Source organism: Lysobacter sp. CA196 (genome assembly GCF_052078695.1).
Lineage (GTDB): Bacteria > Pseudomonadota > Gammaproteobacteria > Xanthomonadales > Xanthomonadaceae > Lysobacter.
The window spans coordinates 20,200-34,836 of the sequence record NZ_JBQJIN010000035.1; the positions used below are offsets into that span (position 1 = coordinate 20,200).

At 69.1% G+C, this 14,637-nt stretch carries 13 protein-coding genes; 7 read left to right on the forward strand and 6 right to left on the reverse strand.

The window, feature by feature from the left end:
* The first annotated feature begins 46 nt into the window (after positions 1 to 46).
* The 3 genes from ACTOWK_RS21185 to ACTOWK_RS21195 all read left to right on the forward strand — a co-directional run bounded on the left by ACTOWK_RS21185 (position 47) and on the right by ACTOWK_RS21195 (position 2,165).
* Entirely contained in the window at positions 47 to 673 is a 627-nt protein-coding gene (locus ACTOWK_RS21185; RefSeq protein ID WP_441332070.1) for a thymidine kinase, read from the forward strand.
* A gap of 333 nt (positions 674 to 1,006) precedes the next feature.
* Positions 1,007 to 1,537, forward strand: coding sequence for a GNAT family N-acetyltransferase (locus ACTOWK_RS21190; protein WP_441332071.1), 531 nt, complete (start codon positions 1,007 to 1,009; stop codon positions 1,535 to 1,537).
* Positions 1,538 to 1,547: 10 nt separating this feature from the next.
* Positions 1,548 to 2,165 (forward strand): YiiX family permuted papain-like enzyme, encoded by a 618-nt coding sequence (locus tag ACTOWK_RS21195; RefSeq protein ID WP_441332072.1) that lies wholly within the window; start codon positions 1,548 to 1,550, stop codon positions 2,163 to 2,165.
* On the opposite strand, the gene ACTOWK_RS21200 is transcribed toward ACTOWK_RS21195, so the two are convergent.
* The 5 genes from ACTOWK_RS21200 to ACTOWK_RS21220 all read right to left on the reverse strand — a co-directional run bounded on the left by ACTOWK_RS21200 (position 2,075) and on the right by ACTOWK_RS21220 (position 8,987).
* The gene (locus ACTOWK_RS21200; RefSeq protein WP_441332073.1) at positions 2,075 to 3,430 is read right to left on the reverse strand and encodes a hypothetical protein; all 1,356 of its coding nucleotides are present in this window, start codon (positions 3,428 to 3,430) and stop codon (positions 2,075 to 2,077) included. The two genes, ACTOWK_RS21195 and ACTOWK_RS21200, sit on opposite strands and share 91 nt — an antisense overlap.
* A gap of 24 nt (positions 3,431 to 3,454) precedes the next feature.
* The gene (locus tag ACTOWK_RS21205; protein WP_441332074.1) at positions 3,455 to 4,084 is read right to left on the reverse strand and encodes a DUF938 domain-containing protein; all 630 of its coding nucleotides are present in this window, start codon (positions 4,082 to 4,084) and stop codon (positions 3,455 to 3,457) included.
* Positions 4,081 to 5,397 (reverse strand): McrC family protein, encoded by a 1,317-nt coding sequence (locus tag ACTOWK_RS21210; RefSeq protein WP_441332075.1) that lies wholly within the window; start codon positions 5,395 to 5,397, stop codon positions 4,081 to 4,083. Before ACTOWK_RS21210 ends, ACTOWK_RS21205 begins: the two co-directional genes overlap by 4 nt.
* Positions 5,394 to 7,442: an McrB family protein gene (locus ACTOWK_RS21215; RefSeq protein WP_441332076.1), complete on the reverse strand. Its 2,049-nt coding sequence runs from the start codon at positions 7,440 to 7,442 to the stop codon at positions 5,394 to 5,396. The genes ACTOWK_RS21210 and ACTOWK_RS21215 overlap by 4 nt, the downstream gene beginning before the upstream one ends.
* Positions 7,443 to 7,541: 99 nt before the next feature.
* Complete coding sequence (locus ACTOWK_RS21220) at positions 7,542 to 8,987, reverse strand: Hsp70 family protein (RefSeq protein WP_441332077.1); 1,446 nt, start codon at positions 8,985 to 8,987, stop codon at positions 7,542 to 7,544.
* Between the two features lie 229 nt (positions 8,988 to 9,216).
* Here ACTOWK_RS21220 and ACTOWK_RS21225 point away from each other — a divergent pair, with 229 nt between their 5' ends.
* From ACTOWK_RS21225 to ACTOWK_RS21240, 4 genes are all read left to right on the forward strand, one after another.
* On the forward strand, positions 9,217 to 11,628 hold the full coding sequence (locus tag ACTOWK_RS21225) for a DEAD/DEAH box helicase (protein WP_441332097.1): 2,412 nt from the start codon (positions 9,217 to 9,219) through the stop codon (positions 11,626 to 11,628).
* The gene (locus ACTOWK_RS21230) at positions 11,625 to 13,028 is read left to right on the forward strand and encodes a ribonuclease H-like domain-containing protein (protein WP_441332078.1); all 1,404 of its coding nucleotides are present in this window, start codon (positions 11,625 to 11,627) and stop codon (positions 13,026 to 13,028) included. The genes ACTOWK_RS21225 and ACTOWK_RS21230 overlap by 4 nt, the downstream gene beginning before the upstream one ends.
* Positions 13,029 to 13,289: 261 nt before the next feature.
* Entirely contained in the window at positions 13,290 to 13,610 is a 321-nt protein-coding gene (locus ACTOWK_RS21235) for an I78 family peptidase inhibitor (RefSeq protein WP_441332079.1), read from the forward strand.
* A 118-nt stretch (positions 13,611 to 13,728) separates the two neighbouring features.
* Positions 13,729 to 14,136 carry an I78 family peptidase inhibitor gene (locus tag ACTOWK_RS21240; RefSeq protein ID WP_441332080.1) on the forward strand — a complete coding sequence of 136 codons (408 nt, stop codon included), beginning with the start codon at positions 13,729 to 13,731 and terminating at the stop codon, positions 14,134 to 14,136.
* 79 nt (positions 14,137 to 14,215) lie between these two features.
* Here the strand turns inward: ACTOWK_RS21240 and ACTOWK_RS21245 are convergent, their stop codons facing one another.
* Positions 14,216 to 14,416: a KTSC domain-containing protein gene (locus ACTOWK_RS21245; protein WP_441332081.1), complete on the reverse strand. Its 201-nt coding sequence runs from the start codon at positions 14,414 to 14,416 to the stop codon at positions 14,216 to 14,218.
* Positions 14,417 to 14,637 lie beyond the last annotated feature (221 nt).

Genomic DNA, 14,637 nt, shown 5'->3' on the forward strand with positions numbered 1-14,637 from the left:
CGCGTCAAGTCTGTGGCGGCGGCGCGCGGCGCCCTAAACTGCGGCCATGGCCAAGCTCTATTTCTATTATTCGGCGATGAACGCCGGCAAGACCACGACCCTGCTGCAGTCGGCGCACAACTACCAAGAGCGCGGCATGCGCGTGGCGATCCTGACCCCGCGCCTGGACGACCGCGCCGGCAGCGGCACCGTGGCCTCGCGGATCGGCCTGCGCGCCGACGCCGTCGCCTTCGACCACGACGCCGACCTGGAACGGCTGATCCGCGCCGACATCGCCGCGCAGGGACAGCTGCACTGCGTGCTGGTGGACGAAGCCCAGTTCCTCAGCCGATCGCAGGTCTGGCAGCTCAGCGAAATCGTCGACGACCTGCGTATCCCGGTGCTGTGCTACGGCCTGCGCACCGACTTCCGCGGCGAACTGTTCGAAGGCAGCCAATATCTATTGGCCTGGGCCGACGAGCTGACCGAGATCAAGACCATCTGCCATTCCGGCAAGAAGGCGACCATGACCGTGCGCGTCGACGAGGCCGGCCGCGCCGTGCAGGACGGGCCGCAAGTCGAGATCGGCGGCAACGACCGCTATGTGTCGGTCTCGCGCGCCGAATACAAGAAGGTCATGCGCGGCGAGGGCACGATCGAGCCCTCGCAGCAGTCGTTGCCGTTGTCGAAGTAAGGCGACAGGGCGGCAGTTCGAGTACCGCAGCCTGCTCCGTCATCGCATTGGCGCGGTCGCGGCTCGCGCCGCTCCTACCCAGGAGCGACGCCAGCAAGGGTAGGAGCGGCGTCCCACAGGGATTTCCTTCGGTCACAAGCCGCGACCGCGAACCCTCGCGACAGGCGACAAACCGTCCACAGACTTCTCACGGCCAGCCCGAACCGCTCCGGCAGCGTAGCGCAAACTCCGGCGCGTCCGCAGGCTGCGCGAACGCCGCGTGCTGGCGTATCGTGCACCGACCCCGGCGCGGCGACGAGCGCGCGCCGCACTCCAGCAAACCCGATACCGCCGATGCCGTCCACTACGCCGATCCAGACCGAACGCCTGCTGTTGCGCGAACTGACGCCGGACGATGCCGGCTTCATCCTCGAACTGCTCAACGAACCGTCCTTCATCGCCAACATCGGCGACCGCGGCGTGCGCGATCTCGACGGCGCCGTGCGCTACATCCTCGACGGCCCGGCGCTGAGCTACGCCCGCAACGGCTACGGCCTGTGGCGGGTGGAACTGCGCGACAGCGGCGAAGCCATCGGCATTTGCGGCCTGCTGCGGCGCGAGACCCTGCCCGACCCCGACCTGGGCTATGCCTTCCTGCCGCGCCATTGGTCGCGCGGCTATGCGCTGGAATCCGGCGAAGCGGTACTGCGCCACGCCCGCGAAGCACTGGCGCTGTCGCGGGTGCTGGCGATCACCGACCCCGACAACCAGCCTTCGATCAAGGTGCTGGAGCGGCTCGGCCTGCGCTTCGAGGGCATGGTCCGCATGAGCGAGGACGCCAAGGAACTGCGGTTGTTCTCCACCGCGGCGGCGCAGGCGGGCTAAAGCCGGCCGCATGAAACTCCGCCGCCTCGCCTTCGGCCTGCTGTCCGCGCTGCTCGCTGCATCCGCCTGCGGTTGCGCCGATGCGCGTCCGCCGCAGGTCCGCGACGGCGACGTGATCTTCCACGTCTCGCGCTCCTCGCAGAGCCAGGCGATCCAGCGTGCGACCGGCTCGCGCTACAGCCACATGGGGGTGATCCTGCATCGCGATGGCCAGCCCTACGTGTTCGAGGCGATCGACCCGGTCACCTACACCCCCTTGCAGCGTTGGATCGCGCGCGGCAGCGGCGGCCATTACGTGCTCAAGCGCCTGCGCACGCCCTTGACCGCGCAGCAGACGACGAAACTGCACAACGCGGCGGAAGCCTTCCGCGGGCGCCGCTACGACCTGGCGTTCGAGTGGTCGGACCAGCGCATCTACTGTTCGGAACTGGTCTGGAAGCTGTACGACCGCGCCCTGGGTCTGCGCATCGGCGCGCTGCAGCCGCTGCGCAGCTTCAAGCTCGACGACCCGGCGGTGAAGGCCAAGCTGCGCGAGCGTTACGGCGAACGCGTGCCGCTGGCCGAACCGGTGATCTCGCCGGCGGCGATGTTCGACTCGCCCTTGCTGACCACCGTCGCCTCGGGCTGAAGCCGCGCCCCGCGCAGGACCGCCTCGCGGCCGACGTAATCGGTCCAGACCACGTGCACCGCCTCGTCGGTCACTGCCATCTGCGCGAACCCGGTGCCGCGGCCGCGGCCCTGCAGGCGCGCGACTTCGATGCGCTGACGCTCGTGCGACAGATCCGGGGCCAAGCGCGCGAGCTGCAGGCTCTGGCCGCTGCGGTCTTCGCGCAGCCACAGCACCCAGGCCGCATCGGCGCTCAACGCGGTTTCGACCCGCCCCTGCGCCTGCTCGCCGCGGTCGAGCACCCGCGGCGCAGCGAAACGATCGCCGGCATCGCTGCTGTAGGCGGCCTGCACCGTCGGCACGTCTCCGGCCGCGGTGTACCAAGCCACCAGCGCCGCTTCGCCGCGCGCGCTGACCGAGGGCCCGTTGACCGGGCAGGCCGGCATGACCCAGCCGTCGGCGTGCACCGGCTTCGGCTTCGTCCAACCGCTCGGGTCGCGACGGGTGACGGCGATGTCGCGCACCTCGGCCTCGCTGCGGTCGCGATAGACCAGCAGCGGGCCGCGCGCGGTCATCGCCGCATCGGTCTGGCAGCAATCGCAGGTCATGGTGTCGAGTTCGACTTCGTCGTAGCGATGCAGGTCGGCGCCGATCAGCACGCTGCGCAGGCTCATCGCGCCGGAGCCTCCACCGTGACCGCCGCCATGGCCGGCTTCGCCGCTGTTGCTGTGGCGGCCGTCGAGCCATGCCACGCCGACCGCGTCGGCGCCGTCGGGCCAGATCGAGACGAAGCCGTGCTCGCTCTGACCGCCGTCGGTATTGACCTTGAGCGGCGCCGACCACGGCGCGCCGGCACCGGCCGAGCGCACCAGCACCACGTCGTAGGCATACGGCGCCTGCGCCGATTTCTGCAGCCAATGCGCCCACACCGCGCCGCCGGCGCTCACCGCGAGATGCGGCGTGTCGGCCCAATTGACGAACCAGTCCTGGCCCACGGCGATCGAGCGCGGCGGCTGTGGCCAACCGCCGTCGCGATCGGCGACGGCGTAGCGCAAGGCATGCGTGCCGGCTTCGCCGGTGATCCACGACAACCACACACGCCCATCCGGCGTCGCGATCAAGTCCGGCTGGGCCGCCGCCGCGTCGACCCGCAAGGGCCAGGCCGACACCCGCCACGGCAGGTCCGGCGTTCGCGCTGCGGCTTCGGGCGGCGCCGGCTCGCGGTCGCAGCCTGACAAGAGCAGCAATAACGGCAGCAGGGCCAGGCAAGGCAGACGAGGCATCATGGCCGGAGTCGGGAAGCCGAAGGGTCAGGCATTGTGCGGCGGCGACCGGCGCCACACCAGGCAACGGTTGTTGGCCGGCATCGCCTGGTCGACGACCAGGCGCAGCCCGATGGCTACGGCCAGGGCATCGACCGCCTCGAAATCGCGCACCCCCGACTGCGGATCGCGCGCCTTCAACCAGGCATCGAACTCGCGATTGCTGTCGCTGCTGAATTCGCCGCGGTAATTGAACGGCCCGTAGACCACGACCGTCGCGTCCGTCGCCAACACCCGGTCGAGCCCGCGGAAAAAGGCCTCGACCTGCGTCCAGCCCATGATATGCAGGCTGTTGGCGCTGAACGCCGCGTCGAAGCGCACTGCATCCGCCTCGCCCGGCCAGCGCGGCCAGGCCACGTCGAGCCCCACCGCCTGCGGCGTGTTCGGCAAGGCCGCCTCATCCAGCCACGACGCGATGCCGGGCAGGTACTCGGCGCGGTCCGAACACTGCCAGCTCAACGACGGCAAGGCCGCGGCGAAATACACCGCGTGCTGGCCGGTGCCGCTGCCGATCTCCAGCACCCGCCGGCGCCCGGCGAAATGCTCGCGCAACACCGCGAGGATCGGATCGCGGTTGCGGTCGCAGGAGGGGGAATAAGGCTTGTCGTGCGCGCTCATGCGGCCAGCCTGCGCAACACGTCGCCGCTCGAACCGATCCGCACCCGCAGCACCTCGTCCATCAGATCGACCGCGGCCACGTGCACGCGCCGCGACTGCGATCCGCTCGAGCCGGCCAGTTCGTAGCGCATCGTCGTCTCCAGAGTGTCCGCGGCCAGGCCGTCGAAACAGGGATAGATCAACACCAGTTCGCCGCATTCCTGGAACGCGGTGGCATAGGCGTTGAGTTGGTACATATCGTCGGTGGACGGGCGGACCCTGCCGTAGCGGTCGCGCTCCAGCCGCTTCCATTTGGTGTCGGCGATCATCACGATGCGGTCGGCGCGACGCACCAGCAAGTCCGGCTTGAGGCGGTAGGCCGGGCTTGAGCCCTGCTCGCCGACCAGGACCCGAGCCAGATGGCGGTCGTCGTGCTGGCATTCGACTGCCCAACCGGGCGGCGCTTGCCGGGCCAGCTTGATCGCGACGTAGCGCTCGAACAACCGGTTCATGTCGAACAGCAACGCCGGCGCCGTGGCCGCCCCGGCACGCAGCGAAGGCGACAAGCCCTCGATGATCCAGCGCGCCCACTTCAATGCCGCGGCATAGCGGCGGCTTTGGCGGTCCAGGCACAGCCGCTCGATCTCGTCGCGACGCGCCGGCGCGATGCCGTCGAACGCGGCCATCAGCTCATGCCACAGACGTATCGACGTCGGCGCGACCAACCAATCGCGCAGATGCAGCAGGGCCAGCACCAGTATCCGATTCACCGCGACGTCGTGGGTGAGTTCGTCGAACTCGCACCAGGCGCGATCCTGCCGGCCGGCATTGGCGCGCAGATGCCGCGGCCAGTCGATGCGGCCGCGCAATGTCGCCGAATTCTCGGCCCTGGACACGTAGGACTTCAGCAGCCCGGCCTTGACCAGGCGCATGGTCTCGGCGAGGAAACGCCCGGCGAACAGCTCGATCAGGGGCGAGCGGATCAGATCGTGCGAACCGGACCCGAGCGGCGGCGACGGCAGGTCGTGCACCACCCGCAACATCCGCAGCAGCATGTCGTGGGCCGGCGCCGCATCCGCCGTGCCGCGGTCGGTGCGGTCGGTGCGGTCGGTGCGGTCGATCTTCGGCAAGATTTCCAGGATCCGCTCGCCGATGCACAGCACGCCGCAGTACTGGGCGAAGCGCACCGAGTGGCGCCCGAACTCGCACAGCCCCGGTCGCAGCAAGCAGACCGCTTCCAGGCGCTCGACCTCGTCGAGGCCGAGACTGGTCGCGGTCGGCAGCGCCGTGATCGGCACCGGCGTGTGCTCGAAGGCGCGCAGCGCGGGGTTCACGGCTCGGCTCCGTCCCCGAGTCCGGCTTCGTCGTCGTCGATGTCCTCGTCGCCCTGCGAATACAGGCTGCGGAAGTCGGCCGCGGACCAGTTCTGCGAGGCGTCGGTCAGTTCGATGCGATAACGCGGGATGCGCGGCAGGTCGGAGACGTGCACGCCGAACAGATCGATCGCGTCCACGTCCAGCGCCTCGACGAAGGGCGAATGATCGGCCTTGCCCATGCTGCCGAGCACGCGCTGGATCCGGCCCCAGTCGTCGAAGAAATACTCCTGCAGCAAGGGAATGATGCGGTCGCGGAAACAGCTGCGCAGGTCGTCCAGCGAACGCACGTCGAGGAAGTAGGCGTGGCCGATGCAGTGGTCGCGGTCGAGCAGGTACTCGATGCGCTCGTTGAGCTTGCGCAGCAACCGCGGCAGGTCCACGCGCACATCGTCGGCGATCACGCGGCCGTCGCCATCGCCGCCCTTGATCTCTTCCGGCAGCGGCGGCGTCTCTTCGAAGCGGAACCGCCGCCGCAGCGCCAGGTCCATCAGCGCGATCGAACGGTCGGCAGTGTTCATGGTGGCGTAGAGGTCGAGGTTGTCCGGTACCCCGAACAATTCGTGGCTGGCCGGCAGCGTCACCCACAGGCCGCTGCCTTCGCCCGGCTCGGCGCCCGCGGTCACGCGCTTGTCGGGCTCGATCAAGGCGATCAACTCGCCGAACACCTTCGCCAGGTTGGCGCGGTTGATCTCGTCGATGAACAAGGCGTAGCGCTGCTGCGGGTGCAGATGGGCGACGCGGCAGAGCTCCTTGAACAGCCCGGCCTGGACCCGGAACTCGACGCGTCCGTCGTCGCCGTCGGCCGGCACCGGCCGGATGCCCTCGACGAAATCCTCGTAGGAATAACTCGGATGGAAGGTGACCAGGCTCAGGCGCGACTCGGCCACGTTGGCCTGCTGCTGGAAATCGATGCCGTCGACGATGGCGTCGACAGCCTCGGCCAGGTCCGGCGCGTTATCGCGCCACTCCGGCAGCAAGCGCCAGACCGAGTCCGCATCCTTGTCGAACAGCACCGCGCCGGTGCGGGTGCTGGTACGCACGGTCGCCGAGTCCAAAGGTGCATGCGCCTGCAATTGCCCCCACAGGATCTGGTTCAAGCTGCGCGGACGGCCGCGCAACCGCGCCGAGGCCTGGACCCAGGCATGCGCGCGCAGCTGCGGCACCCGCGCCGCGCCGCCGAGGTCGAGCAGCGCCGCGGCGACGACCGCATGCCACGGCGACGAACCCACGCGCCGCTCGTCGCGCGCGTCGGCCGACAGCGCCTGCGCTTCGGTGCGGTAACGCGGATCGCTGCGCAGTTCCTCGTATTTGCGGGTCTTGCCGGTGCCGGGCGGCCCGTAATAAATGGTGTTGACCGCCTTGGTGCGCGGCTGCGCCACCGGCACGACGCTCGCCGGGGGTTGCGGCTTCCACAGCTCCACGAGCGTGGCCGGCGGTCGCGGCCGCCGGCGCCCGCGCGGCAGCCGCTCCATGGCCGAGGCGAATTCTTCCTGGGTGATGAAGAACCGCCCTTCCACCCCTTCGTCGGCGATGATCTGCTGCGCAACCGGGTAAACGTGGTTCATGAAATAGACGAAGGCCTCTTCCGGCGACGAGGCCGGGATCGTCTTCTTGCATTCCCGGCGCGGCGTCACCTCCATGCCCAGCGCCTGCAGCAGACGCTCGTGCACCCGGCACAGCACCGGGTCCTGGATGCTGCCGTAGACGATCTCGATGTAGGCCTTGCGGATCTGGCCGTTCTTCAGCGCGAACACCAGGCCGATGGTGCGGGTCTTGTTGTTCGAATCGCTGAGTTTGAACGGCGCGAAGAACAGGTAGTACTCATTGCCCTGGAACCAGTAGCCGGCTTCGAGGCGGTTGCGCTTGGGGTTGTCGCGCGTGCGCAACGCGAAGGTGAACCCTGGGTGGTCCTTGCGCCAGCCCAAGGCCACCTTCAACAAACGCTCGTGACGCTGCGCCACCTCGCGCATCAGCGCCAGGTCCTCTACGGCCTGTCCATGCATGCCTCGTGTCCTCTGATAGCGCGCGTCCGTGGAACGACGGACGCCTGCCGCGATTGGATCACAAGTCCTGCGGCAACGCAGTCCGCTGCCGCGCGCGGATCAGTCCCGCGCCGCTGCGAACGCCAGGCCCGAGACCACGCCGAGCGAAGCATCGCCGGCGACCTGGCGCGCGTTCGGGAAACACTGGCGCACGGTTTCGCGCACGTAAGGCGCACGCGACATGCCGCCGGTCAGGAACACCGCAGCCGGGGCTTCACCAATCTCGGCGCCGACCTCGCGCAGCAGTTCGGCCAGGTTGCCGAGGAACGGATCGGCGGCGCGGGCCAGGTCGTCGGCAGTCGAGGCCAGGCCGAGGTCGCGCTCGATATAGTCCAACGCGGCCTGGCTGTCGCCCTGCGTGCTCAGGTGGATCTTGGTCGACTCGACCGCGCGGCTCAGGCGCGTGGTGTTGCCGGCCTGCTGCAGCGAGATCAGGCGCGGGCCGAACGGCGCGTCGACTTCGCGATAACTGTCGCGGCGCTGGAACTCGCGCTGGCGCACCACGTCGTGGACGGTCGCGGCTTCGACGTAATGGTGTGCCGGCACCCGCGTCTGGCCCTTGCCGAACAGCGGCATGAAACGCGACAGGCTCAGCGACAGGTCGACGTCGACGCCGCCGCGGGCGATGCCCCAGGAGCCCAGCACGACCGGCGCCTGCGGGCCGCCGACCTCGGCCAGGGTGATGTCGGTGGTGCCGCCGCCGATGTCGACCACCAGGGTGCGGTGACGGTCGGCGCTCTGGGCGTGATAGCCCAGCGCCGCCGCGACCGGTTCTTCGAGGAAGCTGACCTCGTCGAAGCCGGCGCTCGCTGCCGCCTCGGTCATGATCTCCAGCGCCTGGTCGCCGCCGGCCGCGCCGAGCGAGCTGCGGAACTGCACCGGACGGCCGAGCACGGCGCGGCGCACGTTGGCGCCGAGTTGCTGGCCGGCGGTCAGGCGGATGTGTTCGAGGATGTAGCCGGCGATGCCGACGATGGTCTGGCGCACGTGCGGCGCGAGCTGATAGCCGAGCATCGACTTGGGCGATTGCACCAGATTGCCGAAGCCTTCGCTCAGATAGGCCTCGACCGCTTCTTCGCCGTACACCGCGTTCTGCAACGAGGCCGCCGAGGCGCGCGCTTCGCGCACCTGCAGTTCCAACCACTGCCGGCGCACCGCGCGGATGGCGTCGCGGCGCAGGTCCTGCTCGGAGCGCTGCGCCGGCGTCGGGATCATCGCCAGGACCGCATCGCGCTGTTCCGCCGGCAGGCGCGCGGCGTGCTCGCGCCGCGCCTGGGCCTCGTTGATCGCACGGGTCTGCTGGGTGCGCGCATTGCGCACCTGCGCCTCGACCTCGGCTTCGAGCGCGTCGGTCAGCTCGAACTGGCTCGGGTCCGGCACCGCCTCCGGGAAATACACCGTGGTGCGGAACTGGCGCTCCTCGCCGAAACGGATCGTGCGGACGTCGCCGTCGACGAGGGCCGCGGCGGCCGAATAGCTGGTGCCGAAATCGATACCGATCTTCATGGGACGAGGCGTGGGGCGTGCTGGCGGCGCAAGAGGATACCGGCTGGCGAGGGATTTGATCTGAATCGTTCACCGCATCGGCCGCTCGACCCAGGGCCGTCTCACAGGCTGAGACCGTACCGACGTACAACGAGGCTCCGCCCCTGCAGCCGTCGCCCGCCTCGATATGTCCGCCTTGATCGATCCGCCCCATCGCGACCTCGTCCCCGCCGCGGCCGCGCAGCGCGCGCTGGCCCAGGCCGACGAAGCCATCGACGCCCGCCACGGCGGCGCGCTCGCCGACCGCCTGCAGCGCCGCTACCGCGGCCGCATCACCGGCCGTTTCACCCTGCCCGGCCGCGAGGGCCGCTATGCGCCGCTGCCGGAGGCCTTGCCGGAGCCGCTCAAGACGGCGCTGCGCGCGCGCGGCATCGACCGCCTCTACAGCCACCAGGCCGAGGCCTGGGAGGCGGCCCAGGCCGGCGAACACGTCGCCGTGGTGACGCCGACCGCGTCCGGCAAATCGCTGTGCTACACCCTGCCGGTGGTGGCCGCGGCGATGACCGAGGGCGCCAAGGCGCTGTACCTGTTTCCGACCAAGGCGCTGGCCCAGGACCAGGTCGCCGAACTGCTGGAGCTCAACCGCGCCGGCGAACTCGGGGTCAAGGCCTTCACCTTCGACGGCGACACCCCCGGCGATGCGCGCCAGGCGATCCGTCTGCACGGCGACATCGTCGTCTCCAACCCGGACATGCTGCACCAGGCGATCCTGCCGCATCACACCAAGTGGGCGCAGTTCTTCGAGAATCTGCGCTATGTCGTGATCGACGAGATCCACACCTACCGCGGCGTGTTCGGCAGCCACGTCGCCGACGTGCTGCGCCGGCTCAAGCGGATCTGCGCGTTCTATGGCGTGACCCCGCAGTTCATCCTGTGCTCGGCGACCATCGGCAACCCGCAGGCGCACGCACAGGCGCTGATCGAGCAACCGGTGCGCGCGATCCTCGACTCCGGCGCGCCGACCGGCGACAAGCACGTGCTGCTGTGGAACCCGCCGGTGGTCAATCCCGATCTCGGCCTGCGCGCCTCGGCGCGTTCGCAGAGCAACCGCATCGCCCGCATCGCGATCAAGGCCGGGCTCAAGACCCTGGTGTTCGCCCAGACCCGGCTGATGGTCGAGGTGCTGACCAAATACCTCAAGGACGTGTTCGACCACGACCCGCGCAAGCCGGCGCGCATCCGCGCCTACCGGGGCGGCTATCTGCCGAGCGAGCGGCGCGAGGCCGAGCGCGCGATGCGCGACGGCCGCATCGACGGCATCGTCTCGACCTCGGCGCTGGAGCTCGGCGTCGACATCGGCAGCCTCGACGTGGTCGTGCTCAACGGTTATCCGGGCTCGGTCGCGGCGACCTGGCAGCGCTTCGGCCGCGCCGGGCGCCGCCAACAGCCTTCGCTCGGCGTGCTGGTGGCCAATTCGCAGCCGCTCGATCAATACGTGGTCCGCCACCCGGACTTCTTCGCCGACGCTCCGCCCGAGCATGCGCGCATCGCCCCGGACCAGCCGCTGATCCTGTTCGACCACATCCGCTGCGCCGCCTTCGAGCTGCCGTTCCAGCACGGCGAATCGTTCGGCCCGATCGATCCGGAGGTGTACTTGCAGGCGCTGGCCGAGACCGGCGTGGTCCATCGCGAAGGCGAACGCTGGGAGTGGATCGCCGACAGCTATCCGGCCAATGCGGTCAGCCTGCGCTCGGTCGCCGACGGCAACTTCGTCGTGGTCGACCGCAGCGACGGCCGCCAGGCGATCATTGCCGAAGTCGACTATTCGGCGGCCGCGCTGACCTTGTACGAAGGCGCGATCCACATGATCCAATCGCTGCCCTACCAGGTCGAACGCCTCGACTGGGAAGGCCGCAAGGCCTATGTCACCCGCACCCACGTCGACTACTACACCGACTCGATCGACTACACCAAGCTCAAGGTGCTGGACCGCTTCGACGGCGGCGAGGCCGGGCTCGGCGACAGCCACCACGGCGAAGTACATGTGGTGCGGCGCGTCGCCGGCTATAAGAAGATCCGCTACTACACCCACGAGAACATCGGCTACGGCCCGGTCAACCTGCCCGACCAGGAGCTGCATACCACCGCGGTGTGGTGGCAGCTGCCGCAGGGCGTGCTGCTGTCGCGGTTCGAATCGAAACAGGACGCGCTGGACGGTTTTCTCGGCGCCGCCCATGCCCTGCACGTGGTCGCCACCGTCGCGGTGATGGCCGATGCGCGCGACCTGCAGAAATCGGTCGGCAACGGCGACGGCGCCTGGTTCGCGACCCAGGACGCCGGCGGGCGCGGGCAGCTACGCGGCGACGGCCACGAACTGGTGCCGGGCGCCGCGATGGCCTCGCTCGAGGTGCAGCAGTTCGTGCCGACGGTGTACCTCTACGACAACTTCCCGGGCGGCGTCGGGCTAAGCGAACCGCTGTGGCTGCGCCAGGCCGAACTGGTGACGCGTGCGCGCGAACTGATCGAACGCTGCGATTGCCGCGCCGGCTGCCCGGCCTGCGTCGGCCCGATCCTGGCCGTCGACGAAACCCGCAGCGAGAACACGCCGAAATCGCTGGCGCGCCGGGTGCTGAGTTTGCTCGGCGAAGGCGAGGACGCATGAGCGTCGACATCGCCAAGCTGCGCTTGTTGCAGCGGCAGGCGGGGCGGGCGGTCGCAAATGAAGGGGCGATGGCGCCGGCAGGGAAAGCAAATCTCCCCCAACCCCTCTTTTCCAAAGAGGGGAGGCGGGGCGCTTCGCGGGAGGCCAACGATGCGGTTGTCCGGGCTTCGGAACTTGCGACGCTGCCGGGTTCGCGCTTCGACAGCACGCTCCCCTCTACGCCCTCGACCGATGCCTCACCTCATGAGGGAAAGACGCTGGGAGCAATTCGCCCCAGCCACTCCGACCTCAGTACTCGCCCCGTTATCAACACGACAAGCCGCCCGGAAGAATTTCATCCTCCCCGCTCCGACGCCAGCACTCCCCTCTTTGAAAAAGAGGGGTTGGGGGAGATTTGCTCTGCGCGTCCCGACACCGGCACCTCCTCTCCTGAAGAAAGGGAGAGTGCGACCGAAGCGCTTCGCCCTCCCCGCTCCGACGCCAGCGCTCCCCTCTTTGAAAAAGAGGGGTTGGGGGAGATTTGCTCTGCGCACACCGACGCCGGTACGCCCCTGTTTGGAAAAGACGGGCTCCCGAAGATTCGCTCTGCGCGCCCCGACCTCGACGCTCTGCGCCGGCTGATCGCACAACGCGAACGCAAGCCGGGATCGTCATCGCCCCAAGTAGCCACACCCATAGCGCGCCCCGCAGCGATGGCGAGCGTCGTAGACCGCTCGGTCCCAGGCAACGAGATTTCACCCGGCCTGTTCTTCACCGAAGTCCACCTGCGCTTGCCGGTGCCGCAGGCCTCGCTGTCGCTGGCTTTCGCCAAACGCTTCGACGAGTCGCTCGACCCGCGCCGGCTGCTGTTCTTCGATACCGAGACCACCGGCCTGGCCGGCGGCACCGGCACCCGCGCTTTCATGATCGGCGCGGCCGACTGGCATCGCGATGCGGTGCACGGCGACGGCCTGCGCATTCGCCAGCTCACCATCGCCACCCTCGCCGCCGAGCCGGCGATGCTGCGCGCATTCGCCCAGTGGCTGACCCCGGAGACGGTGCTGTCGAGCTACAACGGCCGTTGTTACGACGCGCCCCTGCTGACCACGCGTTACCGGCTCGCACGCATCGCCAACCCGCTGGCCGGGCTCGACCATGTCGACCTGTTGTTCCCGACCCGGCGCCTGTATCGCGGCGTGTGGGAAAACTGCAAGCTCGCGACCATCGAACGCGAGCTGTTGCGGATCGTGCGCGAGGACGACCTGCCCGGCTCGCAGGCGCCGGCCGCGTGGCTGCACTTCCTGCGCGGCGGCAGTTCGGCTTTGTTGCACCGCGTCGCCGCGCACAACCATCAGGATGTGGTGACCTTGGCGCAGTTGATGCTCAAACTGGTCGAGGCGCAGGCGGCCGTGCCGGTTTGAGCTGCGGGCGCATGCGAGACAACGCCGTCGCACGGTCGACGGTGACGCAGCGATCTACACGAACGCGATCACGGCTTGTGAACGAGGCAGGTCCGCGCGGAGTGCCGTCCCAGCCCAAAGCCTGCGATTGCCGCCGCGCATAGCGCCCGGTTGAGTCATCCGGAGTGCGAAAGCCCCGGCTACACTGCGCGGCCCGCGGCCTTCATACGCCGCACACGTCGCCGGTCGCACTCTGCCCGCGACCACGTCCGGAGCCTCGCCATGTCCCTGCACACCACTGATCGCCTCCTCGGATTCCGTTCGCTCGTTTCCGGCGCGGTCCTGACCGCTGCCCTGGCCGCTTGCGCCACGCCGATCCCGCCGACCAACATCAGCCCGTCCACCTGCAACGCCGAAGCCGCGCGCTGGGCGATCGGCCGCGCTCCGAACGCCGACGTGGTCGAGCGCGCCCGCGTCGAAACCGGCAGCCGCAACGTGCGTGTGCTGACTCCGGGCATGGCCGCGACGATGGACTTCCAACAGGACCGCCTCAACATCGACGTCAACGAACGCGGCGCCATCACCGGCCTGCGCTGCGGCTGAGGCCTGTGCGCCCGGTCGCGGATCGCAGCATCCGCGGCCGGCGTTAACCCTGGGCACAGCTGCGCCGGGGCAGGCTCGGGCCACCGCGCCGCGCGCGCATCCAGCGAAGGACCTCGCCATGTCGAACCGGGCCGCTTTCTCCCAACCCCTGCACCGCCTGCTGTCCGGCGCGCTACTCGCCGTGTCGCTGCCGCTGGCGATGGCCGCCTGCGCCGGCCCCCGCCCCGCCGATGAAATGCCGAGCGCCACGGCCGAACCGGCCAGTGCCCAGGACGCCAGCAGCATCGCCCCGGGCGAGCCCTCGCCGCTGCCGTCGCGCCCGACCTGCAACGCCGCGGCCGCCAAGGCCGGCCTGATCGGCAAGACCGCCGATGCGGCCACCGTCGAACAGGCCAAGGTCAGCGCCGGCGGCCACACCGTGCGTGTGCTCAAGCCCGGCCAGATGATCACCAAGGAGTACCTGAACGGCCGGGTCAACGTGCACGTCGACGAGAACAACGTCATCGTCGACATCGGTTGCGGTTGATCGCGGCAGCGACGCCTATCCCAAGCGTTATCGCATGCCGGCGAATCGCGGTTCGCCGGCATGCGAGCGACGGCGTTACTCAGTTGGCGTAACGATCGCGGATGTGGGCGTGGTAGTAGCCGCCTTTCGAGGTGGCCGCGATCAGGCCCAGGTTCACGCTCTCGGGCACGCCGTGAAAATCGTAGTCCTGGCCCTCGACGAAGCGAATCCTCAGCAGCCCGGTCGCAAGGTCGTAGCCGATCGCCTCGATGGCCGAGGAAGAAACACGGATCATCTCCATTGCATGCATCTCCTTGCGAGTGTGTGGTGGATCGCCCGGATCGCGGTTGACGCCGAATCGAGCGCGCCGTTCGATCCCCACTATGAGAACACGACCCCGTCGCAGGGGCCGCGACGGGGCGGAGCGCGATGGATAATTCAGCGACGATGCGGTCGCTAGGACCGGCGGCGGCGCGGATCGAAAGCTGCAAGCGCAGCCACCTCTCATGGCCTAAACTGCCG